The organism is Parapedobacter brassicae (assembly GCF_051400755.1).
In the GTDB taxonomy this organism is placed as follows: domain Bacteria; phylum Bacteroidota; class Bacteroidia; order Sphingobacteriales; family Sphingobacteriaceae; genus Parapedobacter.
Window position 1 is genome coordinate 56,237 of sequence record NZ_JBLFFL010000004.1, and the last position, 14,515, is coordinate 70,751.

The following is a 14,515-nucleotide window of genomic DNA, read 5'->3' on the forward strand; positions in this document are numbered from 1 at the left end:
GTAATCATCTCGCTAATCTTTCAATTCATTCGTCAGCGAATACGGAAAATCCGCCTGTTGGGTTCCCCGCGATTCGTTGGGCTCGGCAGCCATCTTCACCTCCAGCACTGCTCCCTTCAACAATTCGGTATGTTTCAGGAAACTGGGTGTATACGCCCGGCCGTTTAGCTGCAACGATTGGATATACCGGTTGTCTGCGCTGTTATCAGGCGCATTGATCACCAGCTGCTTGCCATTGCTGAAGTTGACTGTTGCTTTCTTAAACAGCGGTGCACCTAGCACATACTCATCGGTAGCCGGGCACACCGGATAAAATCCGAGAGCCGAAAACACATACCAGGCAGAAGTCTGTCCGTTATCTTCATCGCCACAATACCCGTCTGCCTGTGGATTATACATGCGGTTCATCGTCTCCCGCACCCAGTATTGCGTTTTCCACGGCTGTCCGGCATAGTTATACAGGTAAATCATGTGCTGTATGGGCTGGTTGCCATGTGCATACTGGCCCATATTGGCCACCTGCATCTCCCGTATTTCGTGGATAACACCCCCATAGTAGCTGTCATCGAATATGGGCGGCAGGGAAAATACCGAGTCCAGTTTCGTTACGAACGCCTCATGGCCACCCATCAGGCGGGTAAGTCCCTCGATGTCGTGGAATACCGACCATGAGTAGTGCCAGCTATTCCCCTCGGTAAAGGCATCCCCCCATTTAAACGGATTGAAGGGGGTCTGGAAACTGCCATCCTTATTCTTGCCGCGCATCAGGCCCGTTTCGGGGTCAAACAAGTGGCGGTAATTACGGCTCCGCTTAGCATACAGATCAATATCGGCCTTCGGCTTGCCTAGCTTCTTGGCCAGCTGATAAATGGCAAAGTCGTCATAGGCATACTCCAGCGTGCGCGCCGCATTCTCGTTGATGCCTACATCATAAGGCACATACCCCAGGTCGACGTAATACGGCGCCCCTGCCCTGCCCACGGCCGTCATGGGTCCTTCGTTATTGGCGCCGTGCAGCAAGGCTTCGTAGAGCGTCTCGATATCGTAACCTTGCAGCCCTTTGATATAGGCGTCAGACACCACGGAGGCCGAGTTGTTGCCCACCATGATGTTGGCAAAGCCCGGACTGCTCCATTCCGGGAGGAAGCCTCCCTCCTTATAGGCGTTGGCCAGGCCGGCTTGCATCTCTACATTGATTTCGGGGTATACCAGGTTGAGGAACGGGTACAGCGCGCGGAATGTATCCCAGAAACCGGTACCACCGAAGAGGTAACCCGGCAACACCTTGCCGTTATACGGACTATAATGCACCACCTGCCCGTCTTTATCCAGCTCATATAGTCTGTTTGGAAATAGCACCGTGCGGTACAGGCAGGAATAAAACGTCTTGAACTGGTCATGCGTACCGCCTTCAACGGCCACGCGCTTCAGCGTTTTATTCCAAATGGCCTTTGCTTCTCCTTTGATCTGTTCAAAATCCTTGTTGCCCACCTCCCGCTGCAGGTTGAGCGCTGCCTGCTCATGACTGATGAAGGACGACGCGATCCGCATGGTGACCTCCTCGCCCTCGCTGGTCTTGAAGCCCACGATAGCCGCGGCGTGGTCACCGCTGAGGTGCAGCGCCGTGTCGTTGTAGACGCTGTCGCACCACCCCTTTGTAAAGGCAAAGGGCTTATCAAACTCGATCACGAAATAGTTCTTGAAATTGGGCAACTCGCCCCGGCTGTAGCGGCTCGAATAGCCGATGATCTTCCGCTCGGCGGGGATGATCGTGATTTCCGACCCCTTGTCAAACGCATCGACGGTCACGAACGCGCTGTCATTTTCCGGAAACGTGAAGCGGAAGACCGCCGCCCGTTCGGTGGGCGTGATCTCGGTGGTCACATCCGCGTCGGCCAAGTATACACTGTAATAGTAAGGTTTCACCGTTTCCGCCTTATGCGAAAACCAACTGGCCCGTTCATTCTGATCTACCGTGGGCCTACCCGTACCCGGCATGATCGCATATTGGCCATAGTCATTCATCCATGGCGAAGGCTGGTGGGTCTGCTTGAATCCACGGATCTTATCTTCGTCATAGGAATACATCCAGCCGTCGCCCATCTTGCCGGTCTGCGGACTCCAGAAGTTCATGCCCCAGGGCACGGCGATGGCCGGATAGGTATTGCCGTTGGAAAAGGAAACCTTGGAATCAGTACCCATCAAGGGGTTTACCCACTCTTCCGGTTCATCGATCGTTTGGATCAGCTGGCCATGCACCTGCGTTCCCGCAGTGGCGGACAGCAACAGGCAAAGCAACTGTTTGGATAGTTTCATGCGTAATTGGTTTTTGCTATGTCGGTATTTCGTTCAATTCGTCATTATTTCGGTTTGCGCCGCGGCATAGGCGCTCCACAGTTCGTCCAGCGAGTTGCCCGTGAGCGTCTTCCACAGGTCTTCTGCGTAATGCTGGTTGCGTAGCGCGTAGTCCAGTTTTTTCACCGTGCCTTTCTTTTTCGTCCGCTCCACCCAATCCAAAAATCGGGCGGTGATGCGGTAGCTGTTGGTATAATGGTGCTCCGGTTTCAGCTCGGGCAGCGCCCAGTTGGCATCCGGATTAGCCACCCCATACCGGTGACGCACGTAGTCAGCTATGCCCTCTACCAGCCAGCCCGGACCACTGCGCGGCGGATAGGCCTGTACCAGGTGCATCACTTCGTGGGTCACCACATCCACGTCGCCCGGATTTTTCACCAGCCAGGCCTGGGCGATGGTCACCTTGCCATCATGGGCATAGGCCACGCCGTCATAGGCGGTATCAATGGTGATGGTCACCTCCTTCACGGCTTTCTTGTTGAAATTCTTGGCTAATTTAGGATAAACTTCGAAAAAAACATCGGCCAAACGCTGTTGCAGCGCCCCGTCAAATGTAATATCCTGCGTTACGAGCGTCAGCGTATATCCTTTTTTCTCCAACAACTTGACATTCGGAGTCTCCTTCGCTGCGGTACGCGCTGGGTTCGGTGCCGCCGACAGTCCCGCAACCGCTGCACTTAGTAAGATGCCCATCAGGAAGATTGTCTTGTATCTCATATTTCGCTTATTAGTGTCTGGTAAAAGTATTAGCATGCCCGTTTTGTTGTTGTTAATCAAAATCCAACGGACTGTTAACGACCAACCATACGTGCACCCACTCACCCAAAAAAGAGGCAATCCAGGTGAATCACCCAGATTGCCTCATCCGTATTGATTATATATCGGATTTGTTTTAATAGGCTACATCAGTAAGGAATAACAAACGCTAAGGTAACAACATTGTTAGTATTGAAGTGTTAATAAAAATCAAATAAAATGTTAACAGTGATTGCCCCGTGCGGACTGCCTCCTTCTTTTTCCTTTTTTACTTCCTATATTGGTCTCCCGTTTAGCAATTACGGAGATATAGAAGATGAAATTTTCCCTGCGCACCCATAAGATCATTTCATTGGTAGGCTTCGTCTTACTCCTCACCGTGCTATTTTTCCTCACCTATAATACCTTCAAGCTCCGGGACGAACAGTACCAAACGGCCGAAAAAGCGCTCATCAACGAGTGGTATACCCAGCGTATACGCAATGACAAGGTATTCCCCGGCGGGATCGCCATCATCGACCATTACTTGATGAGCAACATCCGCCGCCTCGAAACCCTCCACCAGCGGGACACAGCAGCATTTAAGCGACAAAAAGATCAACTGCTCGACAGTATGTTCCACGACCTCCGCTTGGCCAACCCCATGGATAGTCTTTTTGCGCAACTCAAGGCCGAGCACGGTCTCCATCGAGACCTGCAATACCTGCTCACGATCAACACCATACAATTGGTTTTCAGTAACCTCAAGGTGGTCAAGATCTATCAGGCGGATCCTTGGGGGGCATACATCGGCGGGGCACTCAAGAAGCCGAGGCCCCAAAACCGCATCACTAACCTCACAGTCAGCGCCCCGCTCGACTACAATTACTGGATTACCTTTTCACTGCATGCCGACCATAACCGTACGTGGAACATCTTCAAACTCATGATGCCTACCTTCTTGCTGGCGCTCTTTGCCATTGGCTGCGTCGTGTCCATCTACTACATCACCTTCCGCAACTGGCTCCGTCAGAAGAAGCTCGCCGAGATGAAGTCCGATTTTGTCAACAGCATCACCCATGAGTTCAATACCCCACTATCTACCATCATCGTAGCTAATAAGAACATGCAGCATGACGCGATATTAGCCAATCCGGCCAACATCGGGCCACTCTCCCAGATCATTGAGCGCCAGGCACTACGCCTTCAGAAATTGTTCGACCAGGTCATCGATATCACCACGATGGAAGATTCGTCGCTTCAAAAGGAGCCTAACGACCTCTACGCGCTCGTCCATGACATCATTACCGATTATAACCTCAACCTATCCGGACAGGACGTGGTTATCGAGCTGCATGCCGATAAAAGCCCCACCACCATCGAGGTCAACAAATTTTTCTTCACCACGATGATCGTCAACTTGTTTGACAACGCGATCAAACACAATACCAATGCCCAAAAACGGATTGCGGTTGCTGTCGACACCAGCGGCCCGACCATCGACCTGTCAATCACTGACAATGGGAAGGGCATTCCCGAAGCAGAAACCGCACATATTTTCGAAAAGTTTTACCGCGGCCAGCGATCAGGCGGTCAACATGTTTCCGGATTGGGCCTGGGGTTGTATTATACCTATCAGTGCATCAAGATACACGGATGGACCATTTCCGTGAGCAGTGAGGAGCACGTCGGCAGCAGGTTTACGATCCGTATTCCTCAAAAAAGCTAGTCAAAGCAACGCGAAATGCGTATATTAGACGCGCGGATGTGACATGAGACCGAAGTTATTATACGTAGAGGACGAGATTGATCTGGGCAATGTGACCAAGCAGTACCTGGAAGCCATGGATTTCGAGGTCACCTGGTGCACGACGGGCAAGGAAGCCTACCAAACCTATCAACAGGCGCCCCTTGCGTACAGCCTCACCATCATCGACATTCTGTTGCCCGATATCGACGGTTTTGACTTGGCCCGCAAAATGGTGGTGCACGACAAGAACGTCTATTTCCTGTTTCTCACGGCGCGCAAAGAGAAAAAGGATCGCCTCTTGGGGCTTGACATCGGTGCGATGGATTACATCACCAAGCCATTTGACATCGATGAGCTGATCCTGCGGATCCGCAACATCACCCGGCGGACCTTGCCGGCCGCTGCCCAGCTTGAGGCTGACCCCATCGTTCAGATCGGCGATCTCAGTCTCCATAAAGAATCACTCAGCATCTGCATCGGCGGCCATACCAAGACCACGCTTACGCTACGCGAGGCGGAGTTACTGGAATACCTTTATGCCCATCGCAATGCCATCGTCAAACGGGAAGATCTGCTGATCCGGTTTTGGGGCGAAAACGATTATTTCATGGGACGCAGCCTCGATGTGTTCATCTCCCGGCTGCGCAAGCTGCTACGGCATTCGAATGTGGGCGCCAAGATCGAAAACATCTATGGGGTCGGGTTTATCCTATCGGTTCAGTAAGTGCTCACAGCACCACCAGATCTTCGATCACCACATGTCCCACATGCTCGTTCATGCGGCCGATGATCTGCGAGCGCATCAGCAAGAGCTCATTTTTGATGACCGACGACTCCACCTTGACGAACAGCTTCTTATCGCGGATATACAGCTGCCGGGTACGGTTGGCAATCGCGTTACCCATCAGGTCGGGCCATGCCGCCAGTAAGGCCGTCTCATCATATTTGCGGCGCAACCGGTAGACATCGAGCATTTTATCGATGGCCTCCTTGATGGTCATATCGTTGCCTCTTCTGCTCATGCCGTTTCCAGTTGGTTCACTGTACCTTGGCTGATTTCGAACACGCACACCTTCCGGTTTATTTCTTCAAAAATACGGTTTATCCGCACCGCGTCGGTATCCGTCAGGAATATTTGTCCGAAATCATCCGCAGACACCATCTGCATCAGCTTGCGGGTCCGCCTGTCATCGAGCTTATCGAAGATATCGTCCAGCAAGAGCAGCGGCTTGAACCCCTTCTGCCCGTGCAGGAAGCTGTATTGCGCGAGCTTCAGCGCGATGAGAAACGATTTCTGCTGCCCCTGTGAGCCAAATTTCTTGAGCGGCATGTCGCCGTGGATAGCAAACAGCAGGTCGTCCTTGTGGATGCCCACGGTGGTGCGCTCCAGCACGCGGTCGCGCTCCAGGCTTTGCCCCAGCAGGTCGGCAAACGTCCCTTCCGTCAGTTGCGATTCGTATACCAATGAGACGCTTTCCGCCGTCTCCGTGAGAAACTGGTAATGCCTGTCAAACTCCGGGATAAACGCAGCCATGAAGGCCTGCCGTTTCTCGAAGATCGGCAAACCCAGCTCCACCAGCTGCATATCCAGCACCTCGAGCAGTCCCCGGTCCAGTCCACCACCCCTGGCAGCCTGCTTCAGCAGGCTGTTGCGCTGCGCAAGGCAGCGGTTATAAGCGATCAGCGTGTCCAGGTAGCGGAGGTCGGTCTGCGAGATCACATTATCGATGAAACGGCGCCGCTCTTCACTGCCCTCGGTCACGATGGCCGAATCGTTAGGCGAAATCATCACCAAGGGAAAAAGGCCGATGTGGTCGGCCAAGCGGGTATATTCCTTCTTGTTCTTCTTGAATTGCTTTTTTTGATTGCGTTTGAGGCTACAGGCCACCACGTCCGGCTGCCCATCCATGTCAAATTCCCCCTGCACCATGAACCAGTCTTCGCCCTGCTTGATTTGCTGGGAATCCACCGGATTGAAATAACTCTTGCATAGCGAGAGGTAGTGGATGGCGTCTAATAGGTTGGTCTTACCTGCACCATTACTGCCCGTAAACGCATTCACCTCGCGAACGAAATGGAGCGTGGCCTCGGTATAATTCTTGAAATGGAGTACAGACAGTTGTTTCAGCCACATACCTACAAAGGTAAGGGTTTTTGCTGGCTATTTGGTGGATGACTTGACTTCTTCAAACTCGACAAACTCACCTGCACGTTGCGCCCCCCGCTTGGGTTTGTCCTGGGGGGGTACGTAGTCGATACGCACTTTGCCGTCGGGTGTGCGCGGTTGGTAGTTACGCCCATTGTTGTAGGGGCCGTTCCGATATTGCTGTTGCTGCTGGGCATTGCCCATCACCTTCTCCGCCATCTTGCGCATTGCCCAAGGGAAAAGGAGCCGGGCCACTACACGCACGATCCATAGGATGGCGATTGCAACGACTAAAAACTTCAATAATCCCATATCTGACAAACATAGGAAAAAAAAGAATAATCCACAAATTACGAATCGGGGTTGTTCGTCTTAGGCTTGGCCCCGGCTTTCAGGATCGCCTGATGGAGTTCCACCTGCCGTTGGGTGCCGATCACGTAGATCAGTCCGTCGCGGTCTGTGAGCCACACGGCATCCTTACCTCCGGCATAAAACTTGATTCTGCCCCGCTGGTGGAGGTTATATACCGGATTGTTGATGAAAAACTTACTGTACCGCTTGCGTTCCACCTTCACGATGCTGTTCAGGTCGATTTTCACGAGGCGGGTGGTCCAAAGGCCGCTCAGCTGCACACTGCCCTGCTCCACCCTGATGCGGTAGTGCAGCATGTACATCATCACGATAGAGACGAAGATGATGGCGATTCCCACAATCAGAAACAGCTGGCTTTCGTTTTCGCGCTCAATATTGATGTAATACGCCACAAAGCAGAAGAGTGCCAGCAACAGCCGCACACTCACCCAGCCGCGGTCGCGACCCATGTATTGATTTTCTACGTATATCGGTTGCTCTGCCATCAGTGTCTTAAAAACACGCTAAAGTAACTACTTTTTTTGTTTCGTCCGTAATTTTATAGCGATCATCCATCCGGAAGGGCGCCACCCATAGGATGTCGCCGTGGCCGTCGACCACCACGGGTACCGCGTGCTTCCAATAGATTGGGATTTTAAGTGACACAAAAAAATCACTCAATTTCTTGGTGCCCTTCATCCCCAAAGGGCGGAAGGCATCACCTTCCTGCCATGCGCGGATACGAATGGGAAACGTCACCTTATCCGCATCGAGCTGCACGGCATGAGGCACCTTGCTGATGATGGTATCGGTAGACCAGCCCGACTCAAAGCGGTATGTTCCCCACCGAACGCTATCCCCAGCGTTCTCGATGATGGCCTCGCTGTGGTCTTCAGTTTCGAGGGATGTCAACACCAGCTCCTTTCGGTCGATGTGCAGCACATGCGAAGGCGAGGTAAAATACTTGCCCGGTGTACCCGGCAGCGTCCGTGCGAGGTCGCCCACCACCGCCTCGGTAAACCCAAACGGCCGGAGCAGTTCGTAGAACATAAACTGTCGGGGATGCAGCACCATCAGCTCAGCGATGGGCAGGTGCCATTCCCCCGGCACGCGTTGCACAAGCAAACGACCACGCAATTCATCGATATAGGCCTGCAGCACCGTGTAGGCATCCGCAAAGCGGGCCATGCTCTCCGCAATAGTACGTTCCAGTCCCGGGTTGAGCTCCTTCAGCTTGGGGATCACCTCCAGGCGGATCTTGTTTCGCGCATATTTGGTCGAAAAGTTAGACGCGTCGTCGCGGTATGCAAGGCCTTGTTCCTGCACATACGCCTGCACCTCTTCCGCATCCAGGAAAAGCAGCGGCCGGATGATGTGGTCACGTTTGGGCTGTATGCCCCGCAGTCCTCCGAGGCCCGTACCCCGCACCAAGTTGAGCAGCAGTGTCTCCACATGGTCGTTCCGGTGCTGCCCTACCGCGATGTGATCATAGCCCTGCGTGGCGCGGATGGTTTCCAGCCACGCATACCGGAGTTCGCGCGCAGCCATCTGGATAGAGATACCATGCTCACGGGCATACTCCTCTGTGTCAAATGCAGTAACATAACAAGGCACATCCATTGCGCCAGCCAGCCGGGTCACCAGCGCCTCGTCCCCATCAGAGGCCTCGCCCCGCAGGCCGAAGTTGCAGTGCGCAATGCCGATGGCGTAGCCCGCCCCCGCAAACAGGTGCGTCATCAGTACCGAATCCTTGCCCCCGCTCACGGCGAGCAGGATACGCTCACCCGGCTGGCACAATGCTTGTTCCTGTAGGTATTGGATAAATCGCTCCTGTACGCCCATACCCCAAAGGTACGGGATATTTGCATATGCACGGATGAGCGACCGATAAAATACGCCGATATTGGCGAATATGGTGCATTTTAGCTAAGTTTGCGATCGTGAAGAAAGCCTTGTTGCTCTTTTGGTTCACCACCCTGGTTTGCACCCTCTTGCATGCGCAGCAGCAGGATGAGCTCAAGCTCATATCGTCTTCGCACAGCCGCCTCAATGCCACCACGGGCAACATGATGAATTACCGTCCCGTATACGAGCACAACGGCTCTACCCTCTCTGCCGATAGCGGCTACATCTATACAGACGAAGAAGACCGTCAATATTTTGACGCCTTTGGCAAGGTCATCATCACCCAGCCTAATGGTACGCTCGTCTTTGCGGATAAGCTGCATTACGTAGCCGAAACCCAACTGGCTACGCTCATCAATAATGTGCGCATGGTCGATGGCAACGCCGTGCTGACGACCAACCACCTCACCTACAACATGCAACGGGGCCTAGGACAATACACCGGCGGGGGGCGCATCGTCAACACCACCGACACGATCACCAGCCGAAATGCCACCTATTTCGAAAATACCAAAGACGCCTATTTCCGTCATGATGTGATCGTGCGCACGCCGGATGTCAAGATCTACACCGATACCATGCGCTACAATTCGGATAGCAAGATCACCTATTTCATGGGGCCTACCAACATCAAGGGCAACGAGGGCGAAAACCTCTATACCGAGCGCGGCGAATACAATACCAATACCGAGCAAGCTTGGTTTGACCGAAACAACCTGTATACTTCGGGTAGCCGCCTCCTCCGTGGCGACAGCCTCTATTACGACGGCCTGACCGGCAACGGGCGCGCCGTGGACCACGTGGTATTCATCGACACGGCCGACCAGTTTTTTGCCTATGGCGGCATCGGCCTGTATCACCGGGTCGACGAATCCATTACCATGACGGTCAACCCGCTGGTCATGACCGTCACGCGCAATGACAGCACAAGCACAGATAGCACAGCAGGTGATGATCGTGCCGCTATCGATCGCATGGTCGTCGATAGCCTCGCGGCGGATAGCGTTAGCGGTGCTGAGCTTGCTGCGGACAGCCTGGCCCAGCCGGCCGTAGAACGACCGGCCGCAGACACCATTTACATGACCGCCGATACGCTGTTCTCCCAGCTGATCCCGTTAAAAGACTACATACCCATGGTGTTTGAGCTCGACCGCGAGGGCGGAGCGCTTGATGATTATGAAGATGAAGATTTCGGCGAGGACTTTACCGGAGATTTCGGTGAGTCAGATAGTCTACAGGCACAGCCCAGTGATAGCCTAGGGGCGCAGGATACGCTTATGGTGCCATTGGATAGCGCGCGCAACGCACCGCCCGATACCATCCACCGGGATAGCCTACAGCGGCAACCGCCAGACACCTTGCAGGCACCTCCGGATACGGCGAAGGCACGGCCCGACAGCGCGCGCCAGACCGCTACTGCCGATACGGCCGTCCAAGCTGCCGCGACTAAAGCCCCACTCAAACGTGTGGCCGCCGCCGCGATTGCCGGACCGGACCCACAGGTGTTGGCTCACCAACTTGCCGCCGACAGCGTACTGCGCGAACAGGCGGTGATCCCCACCGGTGGCGAAGCCGATAGTTTATTGCTCCAGGCGGCGACGGCCCTCTCGCGCCCGCCCACGGACAGCATACCGAAAGACTCGCTGGCCAATGATACCGCCAAGACGCGTATCGTCAAAGCCTACTATAACATGCGGCTATTCAAATCAGATCTACAGGCGGTGGCTGACTCGGTTTATTACGGCTATCCCGACTCCATGATGCGTTTCTTCGGCCGGCCGATGATCTGGGCGCAGGGCTCGCAGATGACGGCGGACACCATCTACATGCAGATCCGCAATGAGCAGCTGGACAACATGCTGCTGTTGAGCAATGCGTTCATGGTAAATACCCAACTGGATTCAACCAAATACAACCAGATCAAGGGCCGGAAAATCACGGGTTTTTTCATGGACAATGCGCTGGAGCGGATGTTTATCGATGGCAACGCCGAAAGCATCTACTACAACGTAGATGAGGAGCGCAAGGTATACAAAGATATGTATCACAGTCGCAGCAGCCGTATCAAAATATTGGTAGACAGCAACCGCATCAGCACATTCGTCCCCATCAGTCGAGTGGACGGCAAGGTCTATCCCTTGCACCTCGTCCCCCAGGATGCCGAGATATTGGAGGGCTTCGTCTGGAAGCCGGGCGATCGGCCGACGTCCAAGGAAGACCTACTAGCGCGCCGCCGTCCGCCTGCCGGATCGGAATTGGCAGTACCCACCGACACCACTGCTACCCCTGGGCAACCACCAAACGGGCGCCCGACAACCACGGATACGACCCGCACAACGATACCTCCCGCGTCAGACAGCACGACCGTAGACAGCACAGCCCTTGATACCCTGCGCCAGGAACAGCCACCTGTGAACCGCCCGGCTGCACCGCCTGCTCCGGCATCCAGTCGGCCACGTATCCGTGCGCCTGTAGAGGCAACGGCTGAGCAGCGGAGTGAACCCAAGCGCCGTAAAGAAACGGTTTTGCTGATCCCGCTTAGCCAACGCGCAAGCGGCCGTGGCGATTGGCCAATTGACAAAAAAATGCAACTTTAGTATCGTAACCTCAAAAACCAAACAATATGAAACATATATGTGCTTTGCTCATCTTCGCGATATACCTCAGCTTCAGTTTCGCGCAAGACGACTACGTCAACACCCATTTTGACAAGACCGAGACCTACATCACCATGCGCGATGGGGTGCGGCTCTACACCGTTATCTATTCGCCCAAAGACAAAGGCCAGTCCTATCCCATCCTCATGCAGCGCACCTGCTACTCCGCGGGACCTTACGGCGATACGCTTCGCACCGCTATCGGTCCGAATGAGCTGCTTATGCGCGATGGCTATATCTTTGTCTATCAGGACGTGCGCGGCCGCTACATGAGCGAAGGCGAATTTACCAATATGCGCCCGCAGCTCACCGGTGCAGAAAAGCGCAATAAGCAGGCCATCGATGAGAGCACCGATACTTACGACACCATTGACTGGCTGGTGAAAAACCTCAAGGGCAATAACGGCCGCGTGGGTATCTATGGCATCTCCTATCCTGGTTTCTACACCGCTGTGGGTGCATTAGCCAACCATCCCGCCCTGAAAGCCGCCTCTCCACAGGCGCCCATTGGCGACTTCTTTTTCGATGATTTCCACCATAATGGCAGCATGCTGGCCAGCTACTTCTTTGCCGTGCCCGTCTTCGGTTTCCAAAAGGAGGGCCCCCAACAGAAGGCCTGGTATCCGATGGCACGCCCGCAGACACAGGATTCCTATGACTTCTTCCTGCGCCTCGGCGCCATCGAGAACGGCACCTCCTATCAGGGCGCGGACAACTTCTTCTGGCGCGAGTTGCTGGATCATCCGAATTACGATGCCTTTTGGAAATCCCGGGGGCTTGTCCAGCACCTCAAGGACGTCAAACCTGCCATCATGGTAGTCGGTGGCTGGTTCGATGCCGAAGACCTCTATGGTCCGCTGCACATCTACGGTAGCATCGAAGAGAGCAGCAAAAACTATAACACCATTGTGATGGGCCCCTGGAGCCATGGCGACTGGGCCCGGGTGCGCGGCAAGCAGCAGATCGGCGATATCTTCTTCGGCGACAGCCTTTCTGCAAACTTCCAGCGGGATATTGAATTTACATTTTTCGATCACTTCCTCAAAGGGAGCGGCGACGGGAAGACGGGGCTCCCCGAGGCGCATATGTTTGACACAGGTACGAAGCAGTGGCAGGATTTCGAGCAATGGCCACCGGCTGACGCCACCGATGCCGCGCTGTACCTGCAGCCCGACGGGAAGCTTTCCTTCAGCAAGCCTACGGCTAGCACCTCAGCCTCCAGCTTCATCAGCGACCCGCTGAAGCCCGTGCCTTATGCCCAAGCGGAGCAGGTAGTCTTTACGCCGCGCAGCTACATGACCAGTGACCAGCGCGACAATGCGCGCCGACCCGATGTGCTCGTCTTCGAGACGGATACGCTCACCGAAGACATCACGCTAAGCGGCAACCTGCTGGCCAACCTATGGGTATCCACCAGCAGCACCGATGCCGACTGGGTGGTGAAGCTGGTAGACGTCTTCCCCGGTTATGACACGCTCAGTAATTACCACATGCTGGTACGCGGCGACATCATGCCGGGCCGCTTCCGCAATAGCTTCGAATCCCCCGAGGCCTTCACACCCAATACGGTCACCGAAGTGCCGGTGAAGTTGCAAGCGATCAACCACACGTTCAAGAAGGGTCACCGCATCCAAGTGCAGGTGCAGAGCACGTGGTTTCCGCTGTTCGACCGCAATCCGCAGACTTTCGTCGAAAACCCGTATAAGGCCAAACCCTCGGACTATACGAAGGCCGAGCATAAGGTATATCACGATGCCGCGCATCCGACCCACATCGCGGTACAGGTATTGAAATAGCTATTTACATCCGCTCGTGCAGCCATCCGGGCAGCCAGCGGTAGATAAAGGCGATGAGGCGCCATCGTCTGGTGATGTATACCACGCGACGGCGATGGCTGATTCCCTGATAGATCTGCTCGGCAGCCTTAGGTACGGGTGCTACCCAAAACCGCACCGGCGACTTCGCCGCGGGGGTATCTACGAAGCCGGGGCAGATATCCGTGACCGCGATATCCGCCTGCTCTTTACGGGCTTTCTGGCGCAGGCCCTGCAAGTAGGTGATCTGATAAGCTTTGGTGGCGCTGTATGCCGGTGCTTGCCTGCTGCCACGGATACCCGCGATGGAGCTGATCGCTGCCAAGTGACCATACCCCTGGTGTTTAAAGAAATTGAATGCCCAATCAGCCACTTGGGTAAACGCGCGGACGTTCAGGTCGATCATCCTGCGTTCCACCTCAAAATCCAGCGCCTCGTTTACCTCTCCCCCACCCGCGCTAATGACGATGATATCTACACCACCCATGGCCGTTACCAATGCCTGAATGGGATCGATGCCCACCGCGGTATCGGTCACGTCGAATGCCTCGAAGAATACCCTTCCGGGATGTGTCGAGGCCAGTGCCTCCAGCAGCGCCTGTCGGCGACCGGTAGCGCCCACGATCCAGCCCTTCCGCAGGTATACGGCTGCCAACGCGCGGCCGATGCCCGATGTTGCGCCGATAATGATGATTTTTTTATTGTCCATGGCGTATTTGTAACATGCTATATGCTTCCGTAAAGCGCACAAAAAAGCCACCTACCGTGGGGTGGGTGGCCAGTACAATATCTGAAAAATGAA

General features: G+C 54.5%; 12 protein-coding genes. 4 read left to right on the forward strand and 8 right to left on the reverse strand.

Annotation, left to right across the window (positions count from 1 at the left end):
• Nucleotides 1–12: 12 nt before the first annotated feature.
• Complete coding sequence (locus ACMGDE_RS12720; protein ID WP_436833181.1) at nt 13–2,316, reverse strand: GH92 family glycosyl hydrolase; 2,304 nt, start codon at nt 2,314–2,316, stop codon at nt 13–15.
• 33 nt (nt 2,317–2,349) lie between these two features.
• Nucleotides 2,350–3,072: a basic secretory protein-like protein gene (locus tag ACMGDE_RS12725; RefSeq protein ID WP_436833182.1), complete on the reverse strand. Its 723-nt coding sequence runs from the start codon at nt 3,070–3,072 to the stop codon at nt 2,350–2,352.
• Between the two features lie 355 nt (nt 3,073–3,427).
• Between ACMGDE_RS12725 and ACMGDE_RS12730 the strand changes: the two genes are divergently transcribed.
• Entirely contained in the window at nt 3,428–4,819 is a 1,392-nt protein-coding gene (locus ACMGDE_RS12730) for a sensor histidine kinase (RefSeq protein WP_436833183.1), read from the forward strand.
• A 43-nt stretch (nt 4,820–4,862) separates the two neighbouring features.
• Entirely contained in the window at nt 4,863–5,564 is a 702-nt protein-coding gene (locus tag ACMGDE_RS12735) for a response regulator transcription factor (RefSeq protein ID WP_436833184.1), read from the forward strand.
• A gap of 4 nt (nt 5,565–5,568) precedes the next feature.
• Here the strand turns inward: ACMGDE_RS12735 and ACMGDE_RS12740 are convergent, their stop codons facing one another.
• From ACMGDE_RS12740 to tilS, 5 genes are read right to left on the reverse strand one after another with little or no spacing between them, the layout of a single operon-like run.
• On the reverse strand, nt 5,569–5,862 hold the full coding sequence (locus ACMGDE_RS12740) for a DciA family protein (RefSeq protein WP_436833185.1): 294 nt from the start codon (nt 5,860–5,862) through the stop codon (nt 5,569–5,571).
• Nucleotides 5,859–6,974, reverse strand: a complete 1,116-nt coding sequence (recF, locus tag ACMGDE_RS12745; protein ID WP_436833186.1) for a DNA replication/repair protein RecF — start codon at nt 6,972–6,974, stop codon at nt 5,859–5,861. Before recF ends, ACMGDE_RS12740 begins: the two co-directional genes overlap by 4 nt.
• A 27-nt stretch (nt 6,975–7,001) precedes the next feature.
• Entirely contained in the window at nt 7,002–7,298 is a 297-nt protein-coding gene (locus tag ACMGDE_RS12750) for a DUF4834 family protein (RefSeq protein WP_436833187.1), read from the reverse strand.
• Nucleotides 7,299–7,336: 38 nt separating this feature from the next.
• Nucleotides 7,337–7,843, reverse strand: coding sequence for a hypothetical protein (locus tag ACMGDE_RS12755; protein WP_436833188.1), 507 nt, complete (start codon nt 7,841–7,843; stop codon nt 7,337–7,339).
• A 7-nt stretch (nt 7,844–7,850) separates the two neighbouring features.
• The gene (gene tilS / locus ACMGDE_RS12760) at nt 7,851–9,179 is read right to left on the reverse strand and encodes a tRNA lysidine(34) synthetase TilS (protein WP_436833189.1); all 1,329 of its coding nucleotides are present in this window, start codon (nt 9,177–9,179) and stop codon (nt 7,851–7,853) included.
• 98 nt (nt 9,180–9,277) lie between these two features.
• Here tilS and ACMGDE_RS12765 point away from each other — a divergent pair, with 98 nt between their 5' ends.
• Together ACMGDE_RS12765 and ACMGDE_RS12770 are read left to right on the forward strand one after the other, a co-directional pair.
• Nucleotides 9,278–11,839 (forward strand): OstA-like protein, encoded by a 2,562-nt coding sequence (locus tag ACMGDE_RS12765; RefSeq protein WP_436833190.1) that lies wholly within the window; start codon nt 9,278–9,280, stop codon nt 11,837–11,839.
• A gap of 26 nt (nt 11,840–11,865) precedes the next feature.
• A complete protein-coding gene (locus tag ACMGDE_RS12770) occupies nt 11,866–13,695 on the forward strand; it encodes a CocE/NonD family hydrolase (protein ID WP_436833191.1) in 1,830 nt (609 codons plus the stop codon).
• A 4-nt stretch (nt 13,696–13,699) separates the two neighbouring features.
• Here the strand turns inward: ACMGDE_RS12770 and ACMGDE_RS12775 are convergent, their stop codons facing one another.
• The gene (locus ACMGDE_RS12775; protein ID WP_436833192.1) at nt 13,700–14,422 is read right to left on the reverse strand and encodes an SDR family NAD(P)-dependent oxidoreductase; all 723 of its coding nucleotides are present in this window, start codon (nt 14,420–14,422) and stop codon (nt 13,700–13,702) included.
• Between the last annotated feature and the right edge of the window lie 93 nt (nt 14,423–14,515).

Excerpts from the sequence above, each read along its gene's own strand:
- ACMGDE_RS12720 (WP_436833181.1), bottom strand. The coding sequence starts at position 2,316 with ATGAAACTATCCAAACAGTTGCTTTGCCTGTTGCTGTCCGCCACTGCG.
- ACMGDE_RS12725 (WP_436833182.1), bottom strand. The coding sequence starts at position 3,072 with ATGAGATACAAGACAATCTTCCTGATGGGCATCTTACTAAGTGCAGCG.
- ACMGDE_RS12730 (WP_436833183.1), top strand. The coding sequence starts at position 3,428 with ATGAAATTTTCCCTGCGCACCCATAAGATCATTTCATTGGTAGGCTTC.
- ACMGDE_RS12735 (WP_436833184.1), top strand. The coding sequence starts at position 4,863 with ATGAGACCGAAGTTATTATACGTAGAGGACGAGATTGATCTGGGCAAT.
- ACMGDE_RS12740 (WP_436833185.1), bottom strand. The coding sequence starts at position 5,862 with ATGAGCAGAAGAGGCAACGATATGACCATCAAGGAGGCCATCGATAAA.
- recF (WP_436833186.1), bottom strand. The coding sequence starts at position 6,974 with ATGTGGCTGAAACAACTGTCTGTACTCCATTTCAAGAATTATACCGAG.
- ACMGDE_RS12750 (WP_436833187.1), bottom strand. The coding sequence starts at position 7,298 with ATGGGATTATTGAAGTTTTTAGTCGTTGCAATCGCCATCCTATGGATC.
- ACMGDE_RS12755 (WP_436833188.1), bottom strand. The coding sequence starts at position 7,843 with ATGGCAGAGCAACCGATATACGTAGAAAATCAATACATGGGTCGCGAC.
- tilS (WP_436833189.1), bottom strand. The coding sequence starts at position 9,179 with ATGGGCGTACAGGAGCGATTTATCCAATACCTACAGGAACAAGCATTG.
- ACMGDE_RS12770 (WP_436833191.1), top strand. The coding sequence starts at position 11,866 with ATGAAACATATATGTGCTTTGCTCATCTTCGCGATATACCTCAGCTTC.
- ACMGDE_RS12775 (WP_436833192.1), bottom strand. The coding sequence starts at position 14,422 with ATGGACAATAAAAAAATCATCATTATCGGCGCAACATCGGGCATCGGC.